Raw genomic sequence first — 24,030 nt, 5'->3', positions numbered from 1 at the left:
TCGCCACAGCAGGAGCCCCGCCCATCCATACGATGGACGGGGCTCTTCGCTGTCCCCGGCGCTCGATAGGGTGGTCACATCCCCTTATCGGCTGTGGACCCCAGGAGCGGACCATGAACGTTGTGACCCCGGTCGGCGGCGACAGCGTGGCGGCTCGTTCCTGGCCGGGCGTGCTGACCCCGCTGCTGCGCGGTGAGGACCTGAGCGCCGACGACACCGCGTGGGCGATGGACCGCATCATGAGCGGCGAGGCGACCGACGTACAGATCGCCGGCTTCGCGGTGGCCCTGCGCGCCAAGGGCGAGACCGTCACGGAGGTCTCCGGCCTGGTCCGTGCTATGTACGAGCACGCCACCACCATTCACGTGCCCGGCCGCACGGTCGACATCGTCGGCACCGGCGGTGACATGGCCAAGACGGTCAACATCTCCACCATGTCCGCGATCGTCGTGGCGGGGACGGGCGCCAAGGTCGTCAAGCACGGCAACCGCGCCTCCTCCTCGGCCAGCGGCTCCTCGGACGTCCTGGGCAAGCTCGGCGTCAACCTGGACCTGCCCCCGCAGCGCGTCGTCGAGGTGGCCGAGGAAGCGGGCATCACCTTCTGCTTCGCGGTGAAGTTCCACCCCGCCCTGCGGTACGCGGCGAAGGCGCGGGCGGAGCTGGGTGCCCCGACCACCTTCAACATCCTCGGTCCGCTCACCAATCCGGCCCAGGTGCGTTCCCAGGCCATCGGTGTCGCCGATCTGCGGATGGCGCCGATCGTCGCGGGCGTGCTCGCCGAGCGCGGCAACTCCGCGCTGGTCTTCCGCGGCGACGACGGCCTGGACGAGCTGACCACCACCGCGACCTCCCGGGTCTGGGTGGCCCGGGACGGCGTCGTGCGTGAGCAGGCCTTCGACCCGCGCGACGTCGGCCTGGAGCTGGTGCCGGTGGACGCGCTGCGCGGCGCCGACGCCTCGTACAACGCCGATGTGGCCCGCCGGCTGCTGGCAGGCGAGACCGGCCCCGTCCGGGACGCCGTCCTGCTCAACTCGGCGGCGGCGCTCGTGGCGCTGAACCCGGGGGAGGGCACGCTCACCGAGCAGCTCGCCGCCGGTATCGCGAAGGCCGCCGAGTCCATCGACTCCGGGTCCGCGGGGCGGGCGCTGGAGAGATGGGTCAAGGCCAGCAACGCCTGAACGTACGGAGTGTCAAGCAGGGCGCAGTCCAGGTCATGGACTGCGCCTTGCGCGTTCACGCACATATGGCAGGATGCTGGTCAGGTCATGAGTGACAGCGACTACGGCCCCGGCCCGCTGTCCGGCAACCCTCCGTCCGTGGCGGGGTGCCCCGGGTGAAGACCAGGCCGTGGGCAGCGAGGTCTGCGGCAAGCGCGGACCCCTCGACGTCGTGAGACGTCCACCCGTGGGGTCCTGGTCCTCAGGGAGCCTCTGTGAGCAAGCGAATGCGATAGGGCTTTTCGGCCCTCCTCCGCACACCCTCATCTTCCTTCCGTGCTGCCGCGCATCCGCGGGCACGCGGAATTCGCCTGCCTGTTACGGGAGTTCGTCATGTCCGTCTTCACCGCTGCCGCCGACCAGTCCGTTTGTACCCCTCTGCCGGTTCTGGGCAAGGATGTGACGGTTCCGCTCGTGACCGGCGGTGAGGTCACGTACGCCGCGCTGGACTACGCCGCCAGCACTCCGGCCCTGCAGCGGGTGTGGGACGACGTCGCCGCGTACGCGCCGTACTACGGCAGCGTCCACCGGGGCGCCGGCTACCTTTCGCAGCTCTCCACGGACCTCTTCGAGAGCAGCCGCGTCACCGTCGCGGAGTTCCTCGGCTGCCGCGCCGGCGATCAGGTGATCTTCACCCGGTCGACCACCGACTCACTCAACCTGCTGGCCGCCGCGCTCCCCGCCGACTGCCAGGTGTTCGTCTTCGAGACCGAGCACCACGCGTCGCTGCTGCCCTGGCGCGATGCCCGGGTGACCTACCTGAACGCCCCGCGCACCCCCGCCCAGGCCGTCGCCACGCTGGAGCGGGCACTCGCCGACCGCGATCCCCACGGCCCCGCGCTGGTCTGCGTCACCGGCGCCTCCAACGTCACCGGTGAGCTGTGGCCGGTCAAGGAACTCGCCGCCGCCGCGCACGCCCACGGTGCGCGGATCGTGCTGGACGCCGCGCAGCTGGCCCCGCACCACCCCGTCGACATCGCCGAGCTGGACGTCGACTGGGTCGCCTTCTCCGGACACAAGCTGTACGCGCCGTTCGGCTCGGGCGTCCTGGCCGGCCGCTCCGACTGGCTGCGCGACGCCGAGCCCTACCTGGCCGGTGGCGGCGCCTCCCGCAAGGTCGCCCGTCGCGCCGACGGCGCGGTGGACGTCGAGTGGCACACCACCGCCGCCCGCCACGAGGCCGGTTCCCCCAACGTCATCGGGGTCTACTCCATCGCCTCCGCCTGCAGGGCGCTCACCGAGGCCGGGTTCGAGGGCCTGGTCGCCCGGGAGCAGCAGCTGGTCTCCGCGGTCCGTGCCGGACTCGCCGAGGTCCCCGAGGTCAGGGTGCTCTCGCTGTTCGGCGACGACGCCCCGAGGGTCGGCGTCATCTCCTTCGTCGTGGAGGGCTGGAACAGCTCGCACTTCGCCGCGGCGCTCTCCGCCGAGTACGGCATCGGAGTGCGTGACGGACTGTTCTGCGCCCACCCGCTGGTGCGCACCCTGCTCGGCAGCGACCCGCAGGAGGCCGGCGAGTGCGGTGCGCCGGAGGCCGAGCCGGGCGAGCGGTCGCTCAACGCGATCCGGGTCAGTTTCGGTGCCGGTACGCCGGACGAGCACATCGAGCGCTTCGTCCGGGCGGTCAAGGAACTGGTGAGTCAGGGCGCCCAGTGGAAGTACCGCACCGAGGAAGGCCGTTGCGTCCCGGACCGGGGCACGGCTCAGGTCTGAGCGGCGCAAAACGCGTTCGGCCGGGTACGGACAGCTGTCCGTACCCGGCCGAACGCGTTTGCCTAGGCGTCCAGACCGATGGCGAAGGCCGCCTCCAGGTCATGCTGCGAGTACGTACGGAACGCCACGTGGGTGTCGGTCCCCTCGACGCCGGGGATCTTGCTGATCCGGCCGGGGATGACGTCGGCGAGATCGTCGTGCTTGGCCACCCGGACCATGGCGATCAGGTCGTACGTACCGGTGACCGAGAAGACCTCGCTGACGCTGTCCAGCGCCGCGACGGCCTCGGCGATCTCGGGAATCCGGTCCACGCTGGTTTTGATGAGCACGATCGCGGTGATCACGGCTGGCTTTCTCCCTCGGTGGCCGTGGCTGGAGATCTCACTCTAGCCCCACGCCGGTAGCGCCCCCAGGCGTAGAGGAAGCCGATGGCGAAGCCGACCACATGGGCGAGATAGGCCACGCCGGGGCCGCTTCCGGCAGCCTTGGCGGCCAGCCACTGCAGCACGAACCAGAAGATCAGCACGACCCAGGCGGGAAAGCGCAGCGGCAGGAAGAGCAGGAACGGGAACACGCTGGTGACCCGGGCCCTGGGGAAGAGGTAGAGGAAGGCCCCCAGGACCGCCGAGATCGCCCCCGACGCACCGACGAGCGTCTCGTCGGACGTGGCGTGCGCGGCCGCGTAGGCGAGCAGGGCGAGGTAGCCGCAGCCGAGGTAGAAGAGCGCGAACTCGGTGTGGCCCATACGCTCCTCGGCCATCGCCCCGAACACGTACAGGAACAGTATGTTGCCGAGCAGATGCAGCCAGCTGCCGTGTACGAAGAGCGCGGTGAGCGGGGTCAGCAGGGCGTGCGTGGAGCCGTTCCACAGATCGCTCGGGATCACGCCCCAGCGCTCGAAGTACCCGGCCTGGGCCGACAGCAGGGCGTCCGCGCTGCCGTACACCGGGTTGAGCCCGGAGAGCGGGCTGATCGCGAAGACCACGCAGCACAGGGCGATGAGGGCGTAGGTCACCGGCGGCCCGCCCGAGGTGGCCGCCCGCAGGAGTCTGCCGGCCGCAGCCCGCCGATCGATCATGAACAGAGCATGACTCAAGCGGAGGGAACGGGACAGAGCGCCTCGCCGTGCCGGTGGTATGCGGGGAGGCCGTAGGGTTACGGCAGGACATCCGCAGTTCGACGGCGCACCGCGTGATCCTTATGTGGCAGCACGAGGCTCGACGAAAGAGGACGCAACGATGACGACGGTTCCCCAGCCGACCGACGCGACCCGCTGGCGCTGCACGCTCTGCGGAAACCTCACGCGTTTCGACGTGACGCGCTCCTCCAAGGTCGTCGAATACGTTCATCTCGACCTGGCAGGGGAGTCGAGCGTCGAGGAACGCGAGGTGGTCAGTGAGACCATCGAGTCCGTGCGTTGCCGTTGGTGCAACGCGGTGGATCAGATCGAGCTGGTCGACAGGCCGGGTGCCGACTCCTGACGGGGCCGTGCGGACATAGAGTTTGAGGTGACGGATGGTGGAGCAGCCCGCTGGCGGCGCCGCGTCGGCCGATGCGGCCGACGATGCCGTGGAGGCGCTCGACCGCCCGCTGCCCGAAGGCGTACGACGACGGGTCGTCGCGCTGGTCTCGGACGCGTTCGGCGGCCTGACCGTCACCGAACTCCCGGCCCAGCTCAGGCAGTATGCCCGCTTCACGCCGACCCGGCGGGCCAAGTTCGCCGGGAACGCGATGGCGGCGGCCCTGGAGGGGGACGCGGCGTTCCGCCGGCGTATCGGTGAACGGCTGAGGGAGACCCAGCCGGAGCTGAGCGCTGCCCTGGAGGCCGGCTCGCTGCCCGCCGCCGCCGATCCCGTCGACGTGGCCGCCGCGGCCTATGTGCTGCGCCCGGCCGGCTGGGTGAAGCTCCTCGCCGCCGCCGGTGAGGAGGCCGAGCGGGCCGACGCCGAGCGGGCCGACGACGAGAGCCGGCGCGAGCTGGAACGGCTGCGCGAGGAACTCGCCCAGGCCCGCGCCCAGACGAGGAGCGAGACCGAACGGCTCCGCGGCGACCTCGACGCGTCCCGCAAGGAGGCCGAGTCGCTCCAGCGCAAACTGCGCAGCGCGGCCAACGAGGTGAAGCGCGGCGAGGCGGCGCTGCGCCGGGGCAGGGCCGAGAGTGACACCGTGCGGGCCGAGGCGGCCGCCCAGGTGTCCGCGGCGGAGAGCGAGACCCGGAGGCTGCGGGCGCGGCTCAGCGAGGCGGAGGCGTCCGTCGAGGCGGGGCGCCGGGCCGCCCGTGAGGGACGGTCGGTCGAGGACATGCGGGTGCGGCTGCTGCTGGACACGGTGCTCGAAGCGGCCGGCGGACTGCGGCGCGAACTCGCCCTGCCGCCCTCCTCGATGCGTCCCGCGGACACCGTGGACGCCGTGGAGCCGGGCCGGATGTCACCCAAGGACGTTGCCGCCAGGGCGCTTTCGGACACCGATCCGGCGCTGCTGGACCAACTGCTCGCGCTGCCGCAGGCGCATCTGATCGTGGACGGCTACAACGTCACCAAGACCGGCTATCCGCAGATGCCGCTGGAGAAGCAGCGGTTGCGGCTGCTGGGCGGTCTGTCGGTGCTCGCCGCCCAGACGGGCGCCGAGATGACCTGTGTCTTCGACGGGGCCGAGCTGGCCGCTCCGGTGCTGCTCGCGCCGCCGCGAGGGGTGCGGGTGCTGTTCAGCAGGGCGGGGGTCACCGCGGACGAGCTCATCCGGCAACTCGCGCGTGCCGAACCGTCCGGGCGGCCCGTCGTGGTGGTCTCCACCGACCGCGAGGTGGCCGACGGGGTGGCGAAAGCGGGGGCCAGGCCCGTTGCGTCCGTCTTGCTCCTGAAGCGGCTTTCGCGCGTTTAGTGAGACAAGGGCGACTTGACGGAATTCCTGGAACGGACCGTCAAGTCGCCGCTACGCGCAGTGCGGTGTGGGTAAAGAAGTACCTGTTGGACGAGATTTTTCCTGCGAGGATTTGAACTGATCACAAGATGGTCACTAGGGTCGGGCCTCGAACCTTCGCACGGTTGATCACCCATCCGGGGTGGCAGTGAAGGAACCGCCGAGTCCGTGATCTGCGCGGAGCCGGGGATCGATGTCCCCCACAGCCCGGTAGGCGGCTCGAGGAAGAAGGAGCTCGCCTTCGTGGCGTCCCACCGTCGACCCAAGCACCCGAGCCGCGCCCGTGTGACCGTGCTCACCGCGACCGCCGCAGCAGCAGTGGCCCTGACCTCCCAGGCCGCTCACGCCGACCCCAAGCCGACCAAGAGCGAGGTCAAGGAAAAGGTCGACAAGCTCTACCACGAGGCCGAGGTGGCCACCGAGCAGTACAGCGGGGCCAAGGAGAAGCAGGAGAAGCTCGAGAAGCAGGTCGGCGCGCTGCAGGACAAGGTGGCGCGCGGCCAGCAGGAGCTCAACACGCTCCGCTCCGGCCTCGGTTCGCTCGCCGCCGCGCAGTACCGCTCCGGCGGCATCGACCCCTCGGTGCAGCTCTTCCTCGCCTCGGACCCGGACAGCTTCCTCGACAAGGCCTCCGCGCTCGACCAGTTGACGGCCAAGCAGGCCGAGTCGATGACGAAGATCCAGGAGAAGCAGCGGTCCCTCGCGCAGGAGCGCAAGGAGGCCCAGGACAAGCTGAACGACCTCGCCGACGTCCGCAAGACGCTCGGGGAGAAGAAGAAGCAGCAGCAGGGCAAGCTCGCCGAGGCGCGCAAGGTGCTCAACACCCTGACCGCCGCCGAGCGCGCGAAGATCCGCGAGGACGACGTGCGCGCCAGCCGCGCCGCCGGCGACCGGGTCGAACTGGGCAACGAGGTTCCCGCCTCCGCCCGTGGCGGCGCCGCGCTCCAGGCCGGCTCCACCCAGGTGGGCAAGCCGTACGTCTCCGGCGGCACCGGCCCCAACTCGTTCGACTGCTCGGGTCTGACCCAGTGGGCCTACGCCCAGGCCGGTGTCCAGATCACCCGCACCACGTACACCCAGATCAACGAGGGCACCATGATCGGGCGCAGCGCGTTGAAGCCGGGCGACCTGGTCTTCTTCAACAACACCTCGCACGTGGCCCTCTACGCGGGCAACAACACCGTGCTGCACGCCCCGAAGCCGGGCGCCGTGGTCCGCTACGAGTCGATGGACACCATCGGCAGCTTCCAGATGGGCCGGCGCATCTGATCACGCCCGAACGGGCGAATTCCCACGCCCCGTACTGACTGCCCGCCCCGCCGGAGACCACAGGTCACCGGCGGGGCGTCGCTGTTTGTGCCTCCCCGCCGTCCGGCGCGGCCTTTGTTCGCTCCGTGATCGCGCCGCTACTGTCTGGCTTCCGCGCAGCTCCGATGTGTCGGTCCGCCCGCCCCGGGCGGCCGGGGCTGCGCACATCTGCGTACAGCGGAAGGAAGTGCGGCGTCCTGTGGTGTCCCATCGCCGTTCCACACAGCCCGGCGTCAGCCGGAGCGCCCGGGCCACTGTTCTGTCGGCCGCGGCGGCGGCCGCCGCCGCGACGCTCGGCGCGGCCACCGCGAACGCCGAGCCGCAGGACACGTCGCAGTCCGCCGGGGCCCGGGTCGACCGCCTCTACGCCGAGGCCGAGCACGCCACCGAGCAGTACAACGAGGCCGGGGAGAACGCCGGACGGCTGCGCGGTGAGGTGAGCCGGGCGCAGGACCGGGCGGCCCGGGGCCAGGAGCGCGTCAACCGGATGCGTACGGAGCTCGGTTCGGCGGCCCGTGCGCAGTACCGGGCCGGCGGCATCGACCCCTCGCTCGCCCTGCTGCTCTCCTCCGACCCCGACGACTACCTCGACCGGGCCGCCGTGCTGGACCGGGTGAACGACAGCCGGGCGGGCGCCCTGGCCGAACTCCGCAAGGCACAGCGGGCGCTCGCCCAGACCCGGGCGGAGGCCGCCGGTTCGCTCGCCGGTCTGGAGCGCAGCCGCGCGGCCGCCGGCCGCCACAAGCGGACCGTCGTACGCAAGCTCGCCGAGGCCAGGAGGCTGCTCGAAGCGCTGCCCGGCGCCGACCGGGCGGCGTTCGAGCGGGCCTCGCGGACCGGCCGGGGCGCCGGGACCGGGACGGCACCGGCCGGACTTCCGGCGGGCTCGGCGCGGGCGGCGGCCGCCGTCATGGCCGTCCAGCGGGCGCTGGGCCGCCCGTACGTCTGGGGCGCGAGCGGGCCCTCCGGATTCGACTGCTCCGGGCTGATGCGGTGGGCGTACGCCCAGGCCGGGGTCAGCCTGCCCCGCACCTCGCAGGCCCAGCGGTACGCCGGCCGCATGGTGCCGCTGGCAGAGGCGCGGCCCGGCGACCTGGTCACCTACCGCGCGGACGCGAGCCATATCGGGATGTACGTGGGGAACGGCCAGGTCATCCACGCCCCGTACCCCGGCGCCCCGGTCCGCTACGACCCGGTCGGCATGATGCCCGTCTCCTCGGTCACCCGGGTCTGACCGTACCCTCGTTCATGTGGCTGCTCAGGGGCGTACCGCAGGGCGGGCGCGCGGTGGAGGACGGAGAGCGGCGGGCGTCGTGCTCGCCGCGCTGCTGTGTGCCACCGCCTGCACCGCCCCGGCCGTCGACGTCCCGGACACCGCCGCCGCCGACATCCGCGCCACCCTGGACCGCCGGGCAGCCGCGGTGCTGCACCACGACCCGGACGCCTACCTCGCCGTCGTCGACCCGGACGCCACCGCCCTGCGGACCGCGCAGCGCAAGGAGCTCGGCCATCTCGCGGACATGCCGATCGGCTCCTGGACGTACCGGCTGACGGATGTCTCGCCGCACGGAGCGGACCGGGCCACCGCCGACGTCCGGCTCGGCTACCGGCTCAAGGGCTACGACAGCGCGCCGGTCTCCGTGGACCGGGTGCTCGACCTGGAACGGGACCCGGCCGACGGGCGCTGGTACATCACCGCCGACCGGGCGGCCGAGGGCGGTGGCCGGCAGCTGTGGCAGCAGGGCGACGTCGAGGTGGTGCACGGCACGCACAGCCTGGTGCTGGGCGTCGGCCGCTCCCGCGACGAGCTGACCCGGATCGCGGCCACCGCGGACCGCGCGGTGCCCGCCGTCTCCGACGCCTGGCCGGAGCGCTGGGCGGGGCGGGTGGTGGTGCTGGTCCCGGACAGCGTGCAGGACATGGCGGAGCTGCTCGGGTCGCCCGCCGCGAACTACCGGGGCATAGCGGCCGTCACCACCGGCGAGACCGGCGGCCGGGGCACGGCGCCCGCCGACCGGGTGATCGTCAACCCACAGGCGTACGCGATGCTCGGCACCTTCGGACAGCGCATTGTCCTCACCCACGAGACCGCGCATGTGGCCACCCGCACCAGCACCTCCGCCGCCACCCCGACCTGGCTCTCCGAGGGCTTCGCGGACTGGGCGGCCTACCGGGACGGGGACCGCACCGCCGCCGAGGTCGCGCCCGAACTGACCGACGCCGTCCGGCGCGGCGAGCTGCCCGCCGCCCTGCCCACCGGCGAGGACTTCGGCTTCGCCGGGGACCCGGACCGGCTGGCGAGGGCGTACGAGGGCGGCTGGCTGGCCTGCGAGCTCATCGCCGACCAATGGGGCGAGGAGAAGCTGATCGCCTTCTACCGGGCCGTCGGGGGGCACTCAGGGCGGGACGGGGCGGTGGAGCAGGCCACGCACGAGGTCCTCGACACGACTCCGCAGGACTTCACGGCGCGCTGGCGGGACTACGTGCGGGACCTGCTCCGCTGACAGCGGGGCCCGCCGCCGCTCAGCCGGCGACCGTCGTCGGCCCGGGCCCGGCCGCCCGCCGGGCCGACGCGGACACCTCGGTGGCCTTGGGGGCCTCAGGAGCCTCGGGGACCGGCCGTGTCACCGTGTCCCGCCACAGCCGCCCGCCCGCGATCAGCGTCGCGGCGACCAGCAGGCCGTTGCGCAGGAACATCAGCGTCACGCCCGTCGCATCGCTCGTCACCACATGGACGAACCCGAGCGGGAACTCCAGCTGGGTGACGCCCGTCGCCGCCAGCACCAGACAGGCCGGCAGGGTCATCCGGCTCTCCCGGAAGACCAGGCACACCGCGGCCACCCCGACCAGCCACAGCATGTACTGGGGGCTGATCACCCGGCTCGTGGTGGTGAACAGCAGCACCGCGGTGAACGCCGCGTCCGCCGGCGTACTCACCCCGAAGGTGCGCGCCTTCAGCCGCCACACCAGCAGCCAGCCGAACGCCACCACACTCAGCCCCAGCGCGAGCGTGCTCACCAGCGGCACGTGCGGGCCCAGGAACTCCAGCGAGCCGTAGCGCAGCTCCACCCTGCCCTGCCAGCCGAACTGCCGCGCCACATGGAAGACCAGCGCACCCAGCGACTCGACCTCGGTGCCCCGGTCGCGCTGGAAACCGAGAAAGGCCAGTGCGCCGGGCGCCGCCACCGCGCACGCAGCCAGCAGCCCGAGCGCCACCCCGGCCGCGGTCGTCCACGCCAGGCGCGTCCGGCGCCCGCGAGCCGTACCGGCGAGCACCAGCGCCGGCCACACCTTCAGCAGCGCCCCGAACGCCGCCAGCGCCCCCATCACCCGCGGATGCCGCACCCCGGCCAGCAGCGCCGCCACCGCGACGGCCGTCACCATCACGTCGTACCGGGCGTACGCCGTCGTACCGAGCAGCGGCACCCCCGCGACCCACACCCAGGCCCCGGCCGTCCGCCGGGCAGCACCGCGGCCCGCGTACAGCAGCAGACCCAGCACCAGCGTGTCGCAGAGGAACGCCAGGACGAAGAAGGCCGAGGCGTAGTCCAGGAACGGCAGCAGGGCGGGGGAGAGGATCGCGAGCGCCGCGACCGGCGGGTACTGCCAGGTGACGTCGGACCGCGGGTAGCTGCCCGAGCCCAGCACCTCGTACCAGCCGTGGTAGATCACCGACACGTCGCTCGTCACGTCGGGGCCCGGCAGCGTGAAGACCTTGACGAGGCAGAGCAGCAGGACCGCCCTGGTGAGGGACCACACCACGAAGGCCCGATGTGCGCTGCCCGAGCCCGTCATGTTCCGCCCTCGTCCGTTCCGTCGGTGGTACGACAGGACATGATGCCCGCCGGATCCGTGCGCGAGCCACGAGGCGGGGCCGCCCGGTACTGTCGGCGGCGATGGACAAGACCTTGATCGTGACCAACGATTTCCCGCCCCGCCCCGGTGGCATCCAGGCGTTTTTGCACAACATGGCGCTCCGGCTGGACCCGGACCGGATCGTCGTCTACGCCTCCACCTGGAAGCGCGGCCCCGAAGGCGCGGCGGCCACCGCGGCCTTCGACGCCCAGCAGCCCTTCACCGTGGTCCGCGACCGTACGACGATGCTGCTGCCGACCCCGCGGGTGACCCGGCGCGCCGCGCGGCTGCTGCGCACCCACGGCTGCTCGTCCGTCTGGTTCGGCGCCGCCGCCCCGCTCGCGCTGATGGCACCGGCACTGCGCCGGGCCGGTGCCCGCCGGCTGGTCGCCACCACCCATGGGCACGAGGCCGGCTGGGCCCAGCTGCCCGCCTCCCGGCAGCTGCTGCGGCGGATCGGCGAGGGCACGGACACCGTCACCTATCTCGGTGAGTACACCCGGTCCCGGATCGCCGCCGCGCTCACCCCGGCGGCCGCGGACCGCATGGTCCAGCTACCGCCCGGCGTGGACGAGAAGGCCTTCCACCCGGGCTCCGGCGGCGATCTGGTCCGGGCCCGGCTCGGGCTCACCGACCGGCCGGTCGTCGTCTGCGTGTCCCGGCTGGTGCCGCGCAAGGGCCAGGACACGCTGATCCTCGCGATGCCCGCGATCCTGGCCGAGGTGCCCGACGCGGTGTTGCTGATCGTCGGCGGCGGACCGTACGCCGGGGAGCTGCGGAAGCTGGCCGCCGAGACCGGGGTGCTGGACTCGGTGCGGTTCACCGGACCGGTGCCCTGGGCGGAACTGCCCGCGCACTACGGCGCCGGCGACGTCTTCGCGATGCCGTGCCGCACCCGGCGCGGCGGCCTCGACGTGGAGGGCCTCGGCATCGTCTACCTGGAGGCGTCCGCGACCGGGCTGCCGGTGGTGGCGGGCGACTCGGGCGGCGCCCCGGACGCGGTGCTCGACGGCGAGACCGGCTGGGTGGTGCGCGGCGGTTCGGCCGAGGAGTCGGCGGAGCGGATCGTCGCGTTGCTCGGCGACGCGGAGCTGCGCCGGCGGATGGGGGGGCGGGGACGGGCCTGGGTCGAGGAGAAGTGGCGCTGGGACCTGCTGGCGGAGCGGCTCAGGGCGCTGCTCTGAGCCCCGGCACACGGAAGGGGCCGCTCGCACGAGGTGTGCGGGCGGCCCCTTACGGTGGTCCGGATCAGGTGCGGTAGATCGACTCCACCTCGTCCGCGAAGTCCTTCGCCACCACACTCCGCTTCAGCTTCAGGGACGGCGTGATGTGGCCCGCCTCCTCGGTCAACTGGGTGGCCAGGACGCGGAACTTGCGCACGGACTCGGCCTTGGACACCGCGGCGTTGCCGTCGTCGACCGCCCGCTGCACCTCGGCCAGCAGCTCCGGGTCCTCGCGCAGCGACAGGGCGGTGGAGCCGGCCGGTTTGCCGTGCTCCTCGGCCCAGTGGGACAGGAACTCCTCGTCCAGCGTCACCAGCGCGCCCACGAACGGGCGCCCGTCGCCGACCACCATGCACTCCGCCACCAGGGCGTGCCCGCGGACGCGGTCCTCGATGACGGCGGGAGCGACGTTCTTGCCGCCCGCCGTGACGATGATCTCCTTCTTGCGGCCGGTGATCGCGAGATAGCCGTCCTCGTCGAGGGTGCCGATGTCGCCGGTGTGGAACCAGCCGTCGGCCAGCGCCTCGGCCGTCGCAGCCTCGTTGTTCCAGTAGCCGGAGAACAGGTGCTCGCCGTGCAGCAGCACCTCGCCGTCGTCGGCGATCCGCACGACCGAGCCGGGCAGCGGCTGGCCGACCGTGCCGATCTTCTGGCGGTCCCACGGGTTGAAGGTGGTGGCCGCGCACGTCTCGGTCAGGCCGTAGCCCTCCAGGACGGTGAAGCCGATCCCGCGGTAGAAGTGGCCGAGCCGCTCGCCGAGCGGCGCACCGCCGGAGATCGCGTACTCGCCGCGTCCGCCGAGCACGGCCCGCAGCTTGCCGTACACGAGCCGGTCGAACAGCTTGTGCCGGAACCGCAGGCCCATGGACGGACCCTGCGGCGTCCCCAGCGCGCGGCTGTAGGCGATCGCCGTGCTCGCGGCCCTGTCGAAGATCTTGCCCTTGCCGTCGGCCTGCGCCTTGGCGCGCGCCGCGTTGTAGACCTTCTCGAAGACCCGCGGCACGCCGAGGATCAGGGTTGGCCGGAACGAGGCCAGTTCATCGGTGAGGTGCTTGATGTCCGGTACGCAGCCGAGCTTGATCGGGGCCATCACGGAGGCGACCTCGACCAGCCGTCCGAAGACGTGCGCGGCCGGCAGGAAGAGCAGAACGGAGCACTCGCCGGTACGGAAGAGCGGCTTGAGCCGCTCCACCACGTTGCCGCACTCCGCGAAGAAACTGCGGTGCGTGAGCACACAGCCCTTGGGGCGTCCGGTGGTGCCCGAGGTGTAGACGATGGTGGCCGGGTCGTCGGCCTTGGCGCTCGTGCCGCGCAGATCCACGGTCTCCTCGGAGACCTCCGCACCCGACGCGGTGAGCGTGCCGACCGCGCCCTTGTCGATCTGCCACACATGGCGCAGCTCCGGCAGCCGGTCGCGCACGGAGGCCACGGCACCCGCGTGGGCGTCGCTCTCCACCAGGACCGCGACGGCGCCCGAGTCGCCGAGGATCCACTGGACCTGCTCGGCGGAGCTGGTCTCGTACACCGGCACGGTGACGGCCCCCGCGCTCCAGATCGCGAAGTCCAGCAGCACCCACTCGTAGCGGGTACGGGACATCAGGGCGACCCGGTCGCCGGGCTCGACACCGGCGGCGATCAGCCCCTTGGCGGCGGCTCTGACCTCGGCCAGGAACTGTGCGGCGGTGACGTCGGTCCAGACGCCCGCCACTTTGCGGCCCATCACCGCGACATCGGGATGCTGAGCGGCATTGCGGCGGATGAGATCCGTCAGGTTGCCGTCCGAGGGGACCTCGTACAGGGCCGGAAGGCTGAACTCGCGCAAGACTGCTGCTCCTCATCGGGCTCCGGTGCCACGGCTCTGTGTGACGCACCGGCTGCGGTCCAGGACGGCGGCTGCTCAGTGGGGTGAGCACGACTGGACCGCCCCGGACGTTACCCACCAGTACTCGGTTCCGGATAGGGGGTTCCGGCCAGATGTCTTACGCGTCACACATATCGGCGGGCCTTTCGCGCACAGTAGTGCACCCCTGCCGGGCCTTGGCAGTAACCGCAGGTCCGGTGGTCTCTACCCAGGTGGGCGCGGGGGTTCTAGGGTGATCGTCATGCGAGCCGGACCGAACAGCCGGGGGGCCGCCGACGAGCGGCGCACCCGAATCCACGTGGTCAGCGACGTGCACGGGAACACCGAGGCGCTGGCCCGGGCCGGGGACGGCGCCGACGCCCTCGTCTGCCTGGGCGACCTGGTGCTCTTCCTCGACTACGCCGATCACTCGCGCGGCATCTTCCCGGAACTGTTCGGAGTGGAGAACGCCGACCGGATCGTCGCCCTGCGCACCGAGCGCCGTTTCGAGGAGGCCCGGGACTTCGGCCGGGGCCTGTGGGCGGGCCTGGACCGCAACGCCGCGATCGTCTCGGCGGTGCGCAAGCAGTACGCCGAGTTGTTCGCCGCGCTGCCCACCCCGACGTACGCCACGTACGGCAACGTCGACATCCCCGGCCTGTGGCCCGAGTACGCCCGTTCCGGAACCACCGTCCTGGACGGCGAACGCATCGAGATCGGCGGCCGCGTCTTCGGCTTCGTCGGCGGCGGCCTGCGGACCGCGATGCGCACCCCGTACGAGATCAGCGACGAGGAGTACGCCGCCAAGATCGAGGCGGTCGGCCCTGTCGACGTGCTCTGCACACATATCCCGCCCGACGTACCGGAGTTGACGTACGACACCGTGGCGCGCCGTTTCGAACGCGGCAGCCGGGCCCTGCTCGACGCCATCCGCCGGACCCGCCCCCGCTACTCGATCTTCGGCCATGTCCACCAGCCCCTGGTCCGCCGGATGCGGATCGGCGCCACCGAGTGCGTGAACGTCGGCCACTTCGCCTCGACCGGCAGGCCGTGGGTGCTGGAGTGGTGACCGGGGCCGCCCGCACCGGCATCCCGGCAGGCCCCGGGCCGAGGCGCACCTCACACGCGATAGCCTTCTGACGGCAGGTCTCTGCCGATCGACCGGTACACCGCACTGGAGGGCCACAGCGATGGCTGAACACACCAGCTCGAGCATCACCATCGAGGCGGCACCCTCCGACGTCATGGGCGTGATCGCCGACTTCGACCGCTATCCGGAATGGACCGGCGAGGTCAAGGAGGCCGAGGTGCTCGCCGCCGACGACCGCGGCCGCGCCGAGAAGGTCCGCCTGGTCCTCGACGCCGGAGCGATCAAGGACGACCACACCCTCGCGTACACCTGGATCGGCGACTACGAGGTCAGCTGGACCCTGGTCAAGTCCCAGATGCTGCGCGCCATCGACGGCTCCTACGCGCTGGCCCCGCTCGGCGACGGCGACCGCACCGAGGTCACCTACAGGCTGACCGTCGACGTCAAGATCCCGATGCTCGGCATGATCAAGCGCAAGGCGGAGAAGGTCATCATCGACCGCGCCCTGGCCGGCCTGAAGAAGCGCGTCGAGTCCGTTCCGAAGGCCTGACCCGGTGCGTACGGTCCTGGTCACCGGCCCCGGCGGCGCCGGCCGTACCACCGTCGCGGCGGCGACCGCGCTGGCCGGATCCCGGCATGGCGCCCGCACCCTGCTGATCTCGGCGGACGCCATACCGGGCTTCCCCTCGGCCACCGAACCCGCCCAGGTCACCGACACCCTGTGGTCCGTCCGGACCGACTCCGCGGAACACTTCCGCAGCGAACTCCTCGCCCTCCAGGGCCAGCTGTCCGGTGTGCTCGGCCTGCTCGGCGGCAACCAGCTCGACGGTGAGGAACTCACCGAACTCCCCGGCAGCGACCAGCTCGCCCTCCTGCACAGCCTGCGCCGCGCCGCGCAGGGCGACTGGTCCCACGACGGCTACGACCTCCTCGTCGTCGACCTGCCGCCGCTGCGCGAAGCCCTCGCCGTACTCGCGCTGCCCGAACAGCTGCGCCGCTACCTGCGCCGGCTGCTGCCCCAGGAGCGCCAGGCCGCACGCGCCCTGCGCCCGATGCTCGCCCAGCTGGCCGGCGTTCCCATGCCCGCCCAGTGGCTGTACGAGGCCGCCGCCCGGCGCGACGCCGAACTGGCCGCCGTCCAGGCCCTCATCGAGGACCGCGCCACCACGCTCCGGATCGTCGCCGAACCGGGCCCGGCCGCCGAGGACGCCCTGCGCGCCGCCCGGACCGGACTCGCCCTGCACGGGCTGCGGGTCGACGCCCTGGTCGCCAACCGGGTACTGCCCCGGCACTCGTCCGACCCCTGGTTCGCGGCGCTCGCCGCACAGCAGGAGAAGTGCCTCGACCACTGGCGCGAGGAGTGGGCCGCCGAAGCCCCGCCGGTGGAGGTGGCGCACCTGGGCCGCGACCCGCAGGGCCCCGACGACCTCGTCGGCCTCACTCCCCCCGGCGCCGATGACGCGCTCGACGTGCCGATGCGCGGCCGGGACGGCGGCCGTGCCGAGGACCCCTGGTGGATCGAGGAATCCGGTGCGCCGGACGGTTCGGACCGCGCCGACGGAATACTGATCTGGTGCCTGAAACTGCCGGGAGCGGTCAAGAAGGACCTCCAGTTGGTCCGCCGCGGCAATGAACTCCTGCTCACCGTCGGCCCGTTCCACCGCATCGTGCCCCTGGAGTCCGCACTGCGCCGCTGCACCGTCTCCGGCGCCGCGCTCACGGACGGGGTGCTGCGTGTCCGGTTCACCCCCGACCCGGATCTGTGGCCCAGGACGAGCTGAACGGCTCGCCACCTCACCCACGATCGACAGCCGCGGACGGAGGCCCCGGGCGCCGCGACACCGCTGCCGATCGTGAGTGAGGTCGCTACCACCGTTCGGGTACCGTCGTAGGTACGGGTCCCGTGTGCCGGGCCGCCGGCCACCCACGTCGCAGGAGTCCGCCATGAGCGAAGCCACCGATCGTCCCGTCGACGACGACGCGTGGGCGCAGGCCTGCGCCGAGGACCTCGCCGCCGAGAAGGCCCGCCGCCGTGCCGAGTACGGCCCGACGCCCGGCTCCGCAGCCGAGGAGCTGCGCAAGCTGATGGACGCCGTGGCCGACAAGGTCGCGTCCCTCCAGTCGCCGCTGTTCGGCGTGGCGGCCCAGGGCGCGGTGCAGCAGGTCATCAAGCAGGCGAAGTCCGCGGTCGAGCCCGTCATCGAACGTAATCCGGACGTTTTCGATCACATCGCGGCGGCCGGTGGTGAACTGCTCGCCGCTTACCGCTCCGCCGTCGAGGGGCAGGAACGCCGTTGGACCCAGGGTGCGGGGGACCCCGCAGGCACCGAAAAGAAGGCGGACGACGCCACTGACCCCCGCGATGAGGGGTCCGGCACCGGCGAACACATCGACCTGGACTGAGCGGCGCCGACAGTGCGGGGCCCGGCCTCGGGTACGGTTGCCCCAGCGGGGCTCGACCGAAACTGAGGGATTCATGGGACTCACCATCGGCGTCGATATCGGCGGCACGAAGATCGCAGCTGGAGTGGTCGACGAAGAGGGCCACATCCTCTCGACCTTCAAGGTGTCGACCCCGCCGACGGCCGAAGGCATCGTGGACGCGATCGCGGCGGCGGTGTCCGGCGCGAGCGAGGGGCACCCGGTCGAGGCGGTCGGCATCGGCGCGGCAGGGTACGTCGACGACAAGCGTGCCACGGTGCTGTTCGCACCGAACGTCAACTGGCGGCACGAGCCGCTCAAGGACAAGGTCGAGCAGCGCGTCGGCCTCCCGGTGGTCGTCGAGAACGACGCCAACGCGGCTGCCTGGGGCGAGTACCGCTTCGGCGCCGGCCAGGGCCACGACGACGTCATCTGCATCACGCTCGGTACCGGGCTTGGCGGCGGCATCATCATCGGCAACAAGCTGCGCCGCGGACGCTTCGGCGTGGCCGCCGAGTTCGGCCACATCCGGGTCGTCCCGGACGGTCTGCTCTGCGGCTGCGGCAGCCAGGGCTGCTGGGAGCAGTACGCCTCCGGGCGGGCGCTCGTCCGGTACGCGAAGCAGCGGGCCAACGCCACTCCCGAGAACGCCACGATCCTCCTGTCGCTCGGCGACGGCACGGTCGAGGGCATCGACGGCAAGCACATCAGCGAGGCCGCCCGGCGGGGCTGCCCGGTGGCCGTCGACTCGTTCCGTGAGCTGGCCCGTTGGGCCGGTGCCGGACTGGCCGACCTCGCCTCGCTCTTCGACCCGTCGGCCTTCATCGTCGGCGGCGGCGTCTCGGACGAGGGCGAGCTGGTCCTCGACCCGATCCGCAAGTCGTTCCGGCGCTGGCTGATCGGCGGCGAGTGGCGTCCGCACGCCCAGGTGCTCGCGGCCCAACTGGGTGGCAAGGCCGGGCTGGTGGGCGCGGCGGACCTGGCCCGGCAGGGCTGATCCGGCCAGCCGCCACGGACATGCCGGACGCCCGTCGCGCCCTTCTCGGGGAGCGGCGGGCGTCCGCCGTATCGTGAGCGGCATGGCCATGATGTCGCTGCCAGAATCCCGTACCGAGCAGGACGGCTCGGTCGTCATCAGAGTGCTCAGCTACAACATCCGGTCGATGCGCGACGACCAGGCGGCGCTGGCCCGGGTGATCCGCGCCTGCGCACCCGATCTGGTCCTCGTCCAGGAGGCGCCGCGCTTCTTCCGCTGGCGCAAGCGCGCGGCCCGGCTCGCCGCCGCCACCGATCTGGTGGTCCTCGGCGGCGGAGCCACCGCGGCCGGACCGCTGCTGCTCTGCTCGCTGCGCGCCCTGGTGGAGCGCACCGAGGACGTCCTGCTGCCGCTCACCCCCGGACTGCACCGCAGGGGCTTCGCCACCGCGGTCGTCCGGATCGCGGGCACCCGGATCGGTGTGCTGAGCTGCCATCTGAGCCTCCAGCGGGAGGAGCGCCTCGCCCAGGCGGAGGCGCTGCTCGACCGGCTGGACGCGATGGGCGTGGAGCACGCCGTCGTGGGCGGCGACCTCAACGAGGTACCGGGCGGGCAGGCGTTCCGGCGGCTGGCCGGGCGGCTCCAGGACTGCTGGACGCTGCGGCCCCGGGGCGATGAGCACACCTTCCCGTCGCACGACCCGCGCAAGCGGATCGACGCGGTCTTCGTGACCCGGGGCATCGAGGTGCTCGGCTGCGGTGTCCCGTCCGGGCTGCCCGGCGTGGCCGAGCGCGACCTGCGGGCCGCGACCGACCATCTGCCGGTGCTGGCCGCGCTGCGGGTGCCGGCCGGCCCGGTGTAGGGCCGGTGCTCAGACCACCGCGCCGCGGCCGGGGTCGTCGCCGTCCTCGTCGTCGTGCTCCATCCGCGCCACCAGTGTCACGAAGCCGCCCAGGAAGCCGCCGACGCACACCGTCGTCAGCCACCAGGTCATCTCCCACTGGAGCAGCACCGCGAGCAGCAGCAGGACCGGTCCGCCGACCACCGCGAGCCAGGCGAACTTCGCCGTGACATCGGCCTCCGGCAGCGGCGGCGGCTCCGGCGGAACGAAGTGGCCCTCGCCGTCGTCGTCCCCGTCGTCCGTGTCGCCCGCGGTGGGCTCCGCCGGCTCGTAGTCGCGCGGGCCGCCGACGCCGGGGGCGAACACCACCGAGCTGCCGAGCGGTTTCTCCGGCGGCTTGGGCGGGCGCTTGCCGATGCCCTTGTCCGGGTCCAGGGCGGTCAGCGGACCGTCCTCCAGCAGCGCGAGATCCTCGATGGACCGGAACGGCTTGGCGCCCGGCGGGTCCGGCGGCTCGTCGCCGTACCCCGCGACGATCGCGTCCCAGACGGCGGCCTCGTCGACCGGCGGCTCCCCGTCGCCGCCCGGGGCCAGGCCCGGGCCTTCCTGCGGGGGCGTGCTGCCGTCATCGGGGACGGACGCTCCCTCTGCGGGGAGCGGCTCGCGCTCCTCCTCGCTGCCCGCGCGATCCGCGTTCTGCTCAGCCACCGGACGTGCTCCCCTTCTTCCCGACGCTCGGAGCGAGGCGGCCGATGAACGAATAGCTCTCGTCGAAGATCCGCTCCGCATCGTGGTCCAACGTCGCCACGTGGTAGCTCTGTTCCAGCAGGATCTCCTCGACGTCCGTGGACGACACCCGGCTCAGGATCCGGGCCGAGTCGGCGGGCGGCACGACATGGTCCTGCGGACTGTGCAGCAGCAGGATCGGCTGGGTCACCTGGGGCAGTTCGGCGTCCACCAGCCGGAAGAACTTCCGTACCGAGTACGCCGCGTGCAGCGGCACCCGGTCGTAGCCGACCTCGTCGGAGCCCTCCAGCGCGATGTCGCTGGCCAGGCCCTTCGTCGTCGGCACCAGATGGCGGGCGACCGGCAGCGCGTGCGCCGCGAGACCGTGCACCTTGTTGGCCGGATTGACGAGCACCAGACCCCGGACCGCGTGGCCGTGCTTCGCCGCGAGCCGCAGCGAGAGGGCGCCGCCCATGGAGAGACCGAAGACGAAGACGTGGGAGCACCGCTCCAGCAGCGACCGCAGTTCCCGGTCCACCTCCGCGTACCAGTCCTGCCAGCCGGTCACCTGCATGTCCTGCCAGCGGGTGCCGTGACCGGGCAGCAGCGGCAGCGAGACCGTGAGCCCGCGCTCCGCCAGGTAGTCGGCCCAGGGGCGCAACGACTGCGGGGAACCGGTGAATCCGTGACAGAGGAGGACGCCGACCTCTCCGCCCTCGTGGCGGAACGGCTCGGCTCCAGGAAGGACCGGCACCGGGGTCTCCTGTTCGTGAGGCTCGAAGGGGAGCGAAAGGGGGAGTGCAGAAGGATTACTTCACCGTACGCGACCGGGCCGACACCGACCAGGGCCGTCACGGGCGCGGGCCTGGAGCACCGGGGCCGCGCCGGGCAGGAGCACGGGCGGCCGTACGGGTTAGGGTCTGCCCGGGGGAGCGGAGTCGCCACGGCCCCGGCTCCGAGCCGCCGGGCGGACTCCGAGACATGCCGGACAGCACACAGCGGACTCCGAGGTCTGTCGGACAGCACACAGGAGGCACCTGAGTTGATCTACGGCGCTATGAAGTTCTCCATCGGCGGGTCTCTGAAGCTCGCGTTCAGGCCCTCGGTGGAGGGCCTGGAGAACATCCCCGCGCAGGGACCCGCGATCCTCGCGAGCAACCACCTGTCATTCTCCGACTCCTTCTTCCTGCCCGCCGTCCTGGACCGCAAGGTCACCTTCATCGCCAAGGCCGAGTACTTCACCGCCCCCGGCATCAAGGGCAAGCTGACCGCCGCCTTCTTCAAGGGCGTCGGCCAGCTCCCGGTGGACCGCTCCGGCGCCCGGGGCGCCGGAGAGGCGGCGATCAAGGCCGGCATCGAGGTGATCGAGAGCGGCGGCCTGTTCGGCATCTACCCGGAGGGCACCCGCTCGCCCGACGGCCGCCTCTACCGGGGAAAGCCCGGCGGGCTCGCCCGGGTGGCGCTCGCGACCGGGGCGCCGGTCATCCCCGTCGCGATGATCGACACGGAGAAGATCCAGCCGCCCGGCCAGGTGGTGCCGAAGCTGATGCGCCCGGGGATCAGGATCGGCAAACCGCTCGACTTCAGCCGGTACCACGGCATGGAGGGCGACCGCTTCATCCTGCGCTCGGTCACCGACGAGGTGATGTACGAGATCATGAAGCTCTCCGGCCAGGAATACGTCGACATCTACGCGACGGCCGCCAAGCGGCAGCTCGCGGACGAGGCGAAGCGACAGTCGGAGGCCGCCAAACGGGCCGCGTCCGGCGGCCGGGACGGGCAACAGGGCACGGAGAAGCAACAGGGCACGGACAAGGATCGCGGCGACGCCTGAGCGCGCGGCGGTCCGTCCGGGGTGGGGGAGAAGAAGATGGCCAAGCGCGTGCGGGTCGTGCGGATGTCGGTCGAGCAGCCGCTGTGGCGTGCCCTGGCCGCGTACCGCGTACTGACGATGCTTTACGCGATCCTGCTCGCCGTCTTCGGACGCGACGAGTACGACCGGCCATGGGTGGCCGTCGCCTTCCTGGCGGTCATGGCGGTCTGGACGCTCGCCACCCTGCCGAAGGTCGCCGCCGGTGCCGCGGCCTGCACCAAGCGCTTCCTCGGCGCCGATCTCACCCTCGCCCTCGTCGGCATCCTCGTCACCCCGCTCGCCGACTTCCAGGCCCAGCAGGTCGACGGCACGACCCTGCCGTCGATCTGGACCGCGGGTTCCGTGCTGGCCTTCGCGATCAAGGGCGGCTGGCGCTGGGCGGCCTTCGCCTCCACCTTCGTCGCCGTGGCCAACATCGTCGAACGCGCCGAACCCAGCCGCGACACCCTGCACAACGTCCTGCTGGTCTGGGTCGCCTCCATCGCGATCGGTTACGTCGTCGAGGTGGCCCGCGCCAGTGAGCGCACCCTCGCCCGCGCCCTGGAGATCGAGGCCGCCACCCGGGAACGGGAACGGCTGGCCCGCGACATCCACGACAGCGTGCTCCAGGTCCTCGCGATGGTGCAGCGCCGCGGTACGGCGATCGGCGGCGAGGCCGCCGAGCTGGGCCGGATGGCCGGGGAACAGGAGGTCGCCCTGCGCACCCTGGTCTCCAGCGGCCTGGTGCCGCCCACCCGGCTCTCCGAGGACGCCGCCGAGGGCGCCGTGGTCCGCACGGTGGAGGTGGACGACGACGAGCCCGACGCGCCGGGCGAGACGGATCTGCGCGCGCTGCTCGCCCCGCACGCGGGCTCCCGGGTCAGTTTCGCGGAGCCCGGCGCCCCGGTGCTGCTCGCGCCCGCCGCGGCGGTGGAGCTGGCGGCCGCGGTCAGCGCCGCCCTGGACAATGTCCGGGTGCACGCGGGGGAGAACGCCCAGGCCTGGATCCTGGTCGAGGACTGGCCGCACGAGGTGATCGTGACGGTCCGGGACGACGGGCCGGGCATCCCGGCTGGACGGCTCGCCCAGGCCGAGGGCGAGGGGCGTCTCGGCGTCGCCCTGTCGATACGCGGACGGCTGAGCGAACTGGGCGGTACGGCAGAGTTGATCTCGGTGCCCGGCCAGGGCACCGAGGTCGAATTGAAGGTTCCGAAGATTTCACGGGGGAAGGCGGGTTCAGTCCGATGAGTGCAGAGCACGACCGGGGCGCGGCGGAGCAGCGGCAGGCCATCAGGGTGATGGTGGTCGACGACCACCCGATGTGGCGCGATGCCGTCGCCCGCGACCTCACCGAGTCCGGTTTCGACGTGGTGGCGACCGCGGGCGACGGCCCGCAGGCGGTCCGCCGGGCCGGGGCCGTCAGCCCCGACGTCCTCGTCCTCGATCTCAATCTGCCCGGGATGCCGGGCGTCCAGGTCTGCAAGGAGCTCGTCGGCTCGCACCCCGGGCTGCGGGTCCTGGTGCTCTCCGCGAGCGGCGAGCACGCGGATGTGCTGGAGGCGGTCAAGTCCGGCGCCACCGGCTATCTGCTCAAGTCGGCGAGCACCCAGGAGCTGACCGAGGCGGTCCGGAGCACCGCGGCGGGCGACCCGGTCTTCACCCCCGGCCTCGCCGGGCTGGTGCTCGGCGAGTACCGCAGGCTGGCCTCCGAGCCGGCCCCCCTCGCTTCCGACAAGCCGAAGGCCCCCGAACTCACCGACCGGGAGACCGAAGTGCTGCGGCTGGTCGCCAAGGGGCTCTCGTACAAGCAGATCGCCGAACGGCTGGTCATCTCGCACCGCACCGTCCAGAACCACGTCCAGAACACCCTGGGCAAGCTCCAGTTGCACAACCGGGTGGAGCTCGTGCGCTACGCCATCGAGCGGGGCCTCGACGACATCTGAGATCAATTCCGGCGCATTGTACGGGAATTGACCGTCCGACCCATCCCGGAGTGACCTGGATCACGCTTAGCGTGGTGACGAGTGGGCTCACTTCGGCGAAGGGATGCTT

General features: G+C 72.1%; 23 protein-coding genes and 1 riboswitch. Of the genes, 17 read left to right on the top strand and 6 right to left on the bottom strand.

Annotation, left to right across the window (positions count from 1 at the left end):
• Positions 1–113 precede the first annotated feature (113 nt).
• Positions 114–1,178, top strand: coding sequence for an anthranilate phosphoribosyltransferase (gene trpD / locus FHX80_RS04925; protein ID WP_145763068.1), 1,065 nt, complete (start codon positions 114–116; stop codon positions 1,176–1,178).
• A gap of 83 nt (positions 1,179–1,261) precedes the next feature.
• Positions 1,262–1,379: riboswitch (SAM riboswitch) on the top strand.
• A 171-nt stretch (positions 1,380–1,550) separates the two neighbouring features.
• Positions 1,551–2,927: an aminotransferase class V-fold PLP-dependent enzyme gene (locus tag FHX80_RS04920; RefSeq protein ID WP_145767081.1), complete on the top strand. Its 1,377-nt coding sequence runs from the start codon at positions 1,551–1,553 to the stop codon at positions 2,925–2,927.
• Positions 2,928–2,989: 62 nt separating this feature from the next.
• Here the strand turns inward: FHX80_RS04920 and FHX80_RS04915 are convergent, their stop codons facing one another.
• On the bottom strand, positions 2,990–3,271 hold the full coding sequence (locus tag FHX80_RS04915; RefSeq protein WP_123470113.1) for an Lrp/AsnC family transcriptional regulator: 282 nt from the start codon (positions 3,269–3,271) through the stop codon (positions 2,990–2,992).
• Positions 3,268–4,005: a rhomboid family intramembrane serine protease gene (locus tag FHX80_RS04910; RefSeq protein WP_208764581.1), complete on the bottom strand. Its 738-nt coding sequence runs from the start codon at positions 4,003–4,005 to the stop codon at positions 3,268–3,270. The genes FHX80_RS04915 and FHX80_RS04910 overlap by 4 nt, the downstream gene beginning before the upstream one ends.
• 160 nt (positions 4,006–4,165) lie before the next feature.
• Here FHX80_RS04910 and FHX80_RS04905 point away from each other — a divergent pair, with 160 nt between their 5' ends.
• From FHX80_RS04905 to FHX80_RS04885, 5 genes are all read left to right on the top strand, one after another.
• On the top strand, positions 4,166–4,408 hold the full coding sequence (locus tag FHX80_RS04905) for a hypothetical protein (protein ID WP_018555472.1): 243 nt from the start codon (positions 4,166–4,168) through the stop codon (positions 4,406–4,408).
• Between the two features lie 37 nt (positions 4,409–4,445).
• Positions 4,446–5,807, top strand: coding sequence for an NYN domain-containing protein (locus FHX80_RS04900; protein ID WP_375889201.1), 1,362 nt, complete (start codon positions 4,446–4,448; stop codon positions 5,805–5,807).
• Positions 5,808–6,089: 282 nt separating this feature from the next.
• Entirely contained in the window at positions 6,090–7,115 is a 1,026-nt protein-coding gene (locus tag FHX80_RS04895) for a C40 family peptidase (RefSeq protein ID WP_145763066.1), read from the top strand.
• A gap of 238 nt (positions 7,116–7,353) precedes the next feature.
• Positions 7,354–8,388: a C40 family peptidase gene (locus FHX80_RS04890; RefSeq protein WP_145763065.1), complete on the top strand. Its 1,035-nt coding sequence runs from the start codon at positions 7,354–7,356 to the stop codon at positions 8,386–8,388.
• Positions 8,389–8,404: 16 nt separating this feature from the next.
• Positions 8,405–9,658, top strand: a complete 1,254-nt coding sequence (locus FHX80_RS04885) for a Cif family virulence factor (RefSeq protein ID WP_145763064.1) — start codon at positions 8,405–8,407, stop codon at positions 9,656–9,658.
• A gap of 19 nt (positions 9,659–9,677) precedes the next feature.
• On the opposite strand, the gene FHX80_RS04880 is transcribed toward FHX80_RS04885, so the two are convergent.
• Positions 9,678–10,949, bottom strand: coding sequence for a glycosyltransferase family 87 protein (locus FHX80_RS04880; RefSeq protein ID WP_145763063.1), 1,272 nt, complete (start codon positions 10,947–10,949; stop codon positions 9,678–9,680).
• Between the two features lie 101 nt (positions 10,950–11,050).
• On the opposite strand from FHX80_RS04880, the gene FHX80_RS04875 reads away from it, so the two are divergent.
• Complete coding sequence (locus FHX80_RS04875; protein ID WP_145763062.1) at positions 11,051–12,193, top strand: glycosyltransferase family 4 protein; 1,143 nt, start codon at positions 11,051–11,053, stop codon at positions 12,191–12,193.
• 64 nt (positions 12,194–12,257) lie between these two features.
• On the opposite strand, the gene FHX80_RS04870 is transcribed toward FHX80_RS04875, so the two are convergent.
• Positions 12,258–14,054, bottom strand: coding sequence for an AMP-dependent synthetase/ligase (locus tag FHX80_RS04870; protein ID WP_145763061.1), 1,797 nt, complete (start codon positions 14,052–14,054; stop codon positions 12,258–12,260).
• 280 nt (positions 14,055–14,334) lie between these two features.
• On the opposite strand from FHX80_RS04870, the gene FHX80_RS04865 reads away from it, so the two are divergent.
• The 6 genes from FHX80_RS04865 (at position 14,335) to FHX80_RS04840 (ending at position 19,421) form a co-directional block, all read left to right on the top strand.
• The gene (locus tag FHX80_RS04865) at positions 14,335–15,141 is read left to right on the top strand and encodes a metallophosphoesterase family protein (RefSeq protein ID WP_208764580.1); all 807 of its coding nucleotides are present in this window, start codon (positions 14,335–14,337) and stop codon (positions 15,139–15,141) included.
• Between the two features lie 121 nt (positions 15,142–15,262).
• The gene (locus tag FHX80_RS04860) at positions 15,263–15,712 is read left to right on the top strand and encodes an SRPBCC family protein (protein ID WP_145763060.1); all 450 of its coding nucleotides are present in this window, start codon (positions 15,263–15,265) and stop codon (positions 15,710–15,712) included.
• Positions 15,713–15,716: 4 nt separating this feature from the next.
• Complete coding sequence (locus FHX80_RS04855; RefSeq protein ID WP_145763059.1) at positions 15,717–16,943, top strand: ArsA family ATPase; 1,227 nt, start codon at positions 15,717–15,719, stop codon at positions 16,941–16,943.
• Positions 16,944–17,106: 163 nt separating this feature from the next.
• Complete coding sequence (locus tag FHX80_RS04850; protein ID WP_145763058.1) at positions 17,107–17,565, top strand: DUF5304 domain-containing protein; 459 nt, start codon at positions 17,107–17,109, stop codon at positions 17,563–17,565.
• 73 nt (positions 17,566–17,638) lie between these two features.
• Positions 17,639–18,580, top strand: coding sequence for an ROK family glucokinase (locus FHX80_RS04845; protein ID WP_145763057.1), 942 nt, complete (start codon positions 17,639–17,641; stop codon positions 18,578–18,580).
• An 82-nt stretch (positions 18,581–18,662) separates the two neighbouring features.
• Complete coding sequence (locus tag FHX80_RS04840) at positions 18,663–19,421, top strand: endonuclease/exonuclease/phosphatase family protein (RefSeq protein ID WP_145763056.1); 759 nt, start codon at positions 18,663–18,665, stop codon at positions 19,419–19,421.
• A 9-nt stretch (positions 19,422–19,430) separates the two neighbouring features.
• Here the strand turns inward: FHX80_RS04840 and FHX80_RS04835 are convergent, their stop codons facing one another.
• Positions 19,431–20,108, bottom strand: coding sequence for a hypothetical protein (locus FHX80_RS04835; protein ID WP_145763055.1), 678 nt, complete (start codon positions 20,106–20,108; stop codon positions 19,431–19,433).
• Positions 20,101–20,880 carry an alpha/beta hydrolase gene (locus FHX80_RS04830; protein WP_145763054.1) on the bottom strand — a complete coding sequence of 260 codons (780 nt, stop codon included), beginning with the start codon at positions 20,878–20,880 and terminating at the stop codon, positions 20,101–20,103. Before FHX80_RS04830 ends, FHX80_RS04835 begins: the two co-directional genes overlap by 8 nt.
• A gap of 303 nt (positions 20,881–21,183) precedes the next feature.
• On the opposite strand from FHX80_RS04830, the gene FHX80_RS04820 reads away from it, so the two are divergent.
• From FHX80_RS04820 to FHX80_RS04810, 3 genes are read left to right on the top strand one after another with little or no spacing between them, the layout of a single operon-like run.
• The gene (locus FHX80_RS04820) at positions 21,184–21,960 is read left to right on the top strand and encodes a lysophospholipid acyltransferase family protein (protein ID WP_145767078.1); all 777 of its coding nucleotides are present in this window, start codon (positions 21,184–21,186) and stop codon (positions 21,958–21,960) included.
• A 36-nt stretch (positions 21,961–21,996) separates the two neighbouring features.
• Entirely contained in the window at positions 21,997–23,226 is a 1,230-nt protein-coding gene (gene macS / locus FHX80_RS04815; RefSeq protein WP_145763052.1) for a MacS family sensor histidine kinase, read from the top strand.
• On the top strand, positions 23,223–23,921 hold the full coding sequence (locus tag FHX80_RS04810; RefSeq protein WP_145763051.1) for a response regulator: 699 nt from the start codon (positions 23,223–23,225) through the stop codon (positions 23,919–23,921). The genes macS and FHX80_RS04810 overlap by 4 nt, the downstream gene beginning before the upstream one ends.
• Positions 23,922–24,030: the final 109 nt, after the last annotated feature.

Source organism: Streptomyces brevispora, from assembly GCF_007829885.1.
Classification (GTDB): Bacteria; Actinomycetota; Actinomycetes; order Streptomycetales; family Streptomycetaceae; genus Streptomyces; species Streptomyces brevispora.
This window is presented reverse-complemented; position numbering and strand designations above follow the sequence as displayed.

Excerpts from the sequence above, each read along its gene's own strand:
- trpD (WP_145763068.1), top strand. The coding sequence starts at position 114 with ATGAACGTTGTGACCCCGGTCGGCGGCGACAGCGTGGCGGCTCGTTCC.
- FHX80_RS04920 (WP_145767081.1), top strand. The coding sequence starts at position 1,551 with ATGTCCGTCTTCACCGCTGCCGCCGACCAGTCCGTTTGTACCCCTCTG.
- FHX80_RS04910 (WP_208764581.1), bottom strand. The coding sequence starts at position 4,005 with ATGATCGATCGGCGGGCTGCGGCCGGCAGACTCCTGCGGGCGGCCACC.
- FHX80_RS04905 (WP_018555472.1), top strand. The coding sequence starts at position 4,166 with ATGACGACGGTTCCCCAGCCGACCGACGCGACCCGCTGGCGCTGCACG.
- FHX80_RS04880 (WP_145763063.1), bottom strand. The coding sequence starts at position 10,949 with ATGACGGGCTCGGGCAGCGCACATCGGGCCTTCGTGGTGTGGTCCCTC.
- FHX80_RS04875 (WP_145763062.1), top strand. The coding sequence starts at position 11,051 with ATGGACAAGACCTTGATCGTGACCAACGATTTCCCGCCCCGCCCCGGT.
- FHX80_RS04865 (WP_208764580.1), top strand. The coding sequence starts at position 14,335 with ATGCGAGCCGGACCGAACAGCCGGGGGGCCGCCGACGAGCGGCGCACC.
- FHX80_RS04860 (WP_145763060.1), top strand. The coding sequence starts at position 15,263 with ATGGCTGAACACACCAGCTCGAGCATCACCATCGAGGCGGCACCCTCC.
- FHX80_RS04850 (WP_145763058.1), top strand. The coding sequence starts at position 17,107 with ATGAGCGAAGCCACCGATCGTCCCGTCGACGACGACGCGTGGGCGCAG.
- FHX80_RS04845 (WP_145763057.1), top strand. The coding sequence starts at position 17,639 with ATGGGACTCACCATCGGCGTCGATATCGGCGGCACGAAGATCGCAGCT.
- FHX80_RS04840 (WP_145763056.1), top strand. The coding sequence starts at position 18,663 with ATGGCCATGATGTCGCTGCCAGAATCCCGTACCGAGCAGGACGGCTCG.
- FHX80_RS04820 (WP_145767078.1), top strand. The coding sequence starts at position 21,184 with ATGAAGTTCTCCATCGGCGGGTCTCTGAAGCTCGCGTTCAGGCCCTCG.
- macS (WP_145763052.1), top strand. The coding sequence starts at position 21,997 with ATGGCCAAGCGCGTGCGGGTCGTGCGGATGTCGGTCGAGCAGCCGCTG.
- FHX80_RS04810 (WP_145763051.1), top strand. The coding sequence starts at position 23,223 with ATGAGTGCAGAGCACGACCGGGGCGCGGCGGAGCAGCGGCAGGCCATC.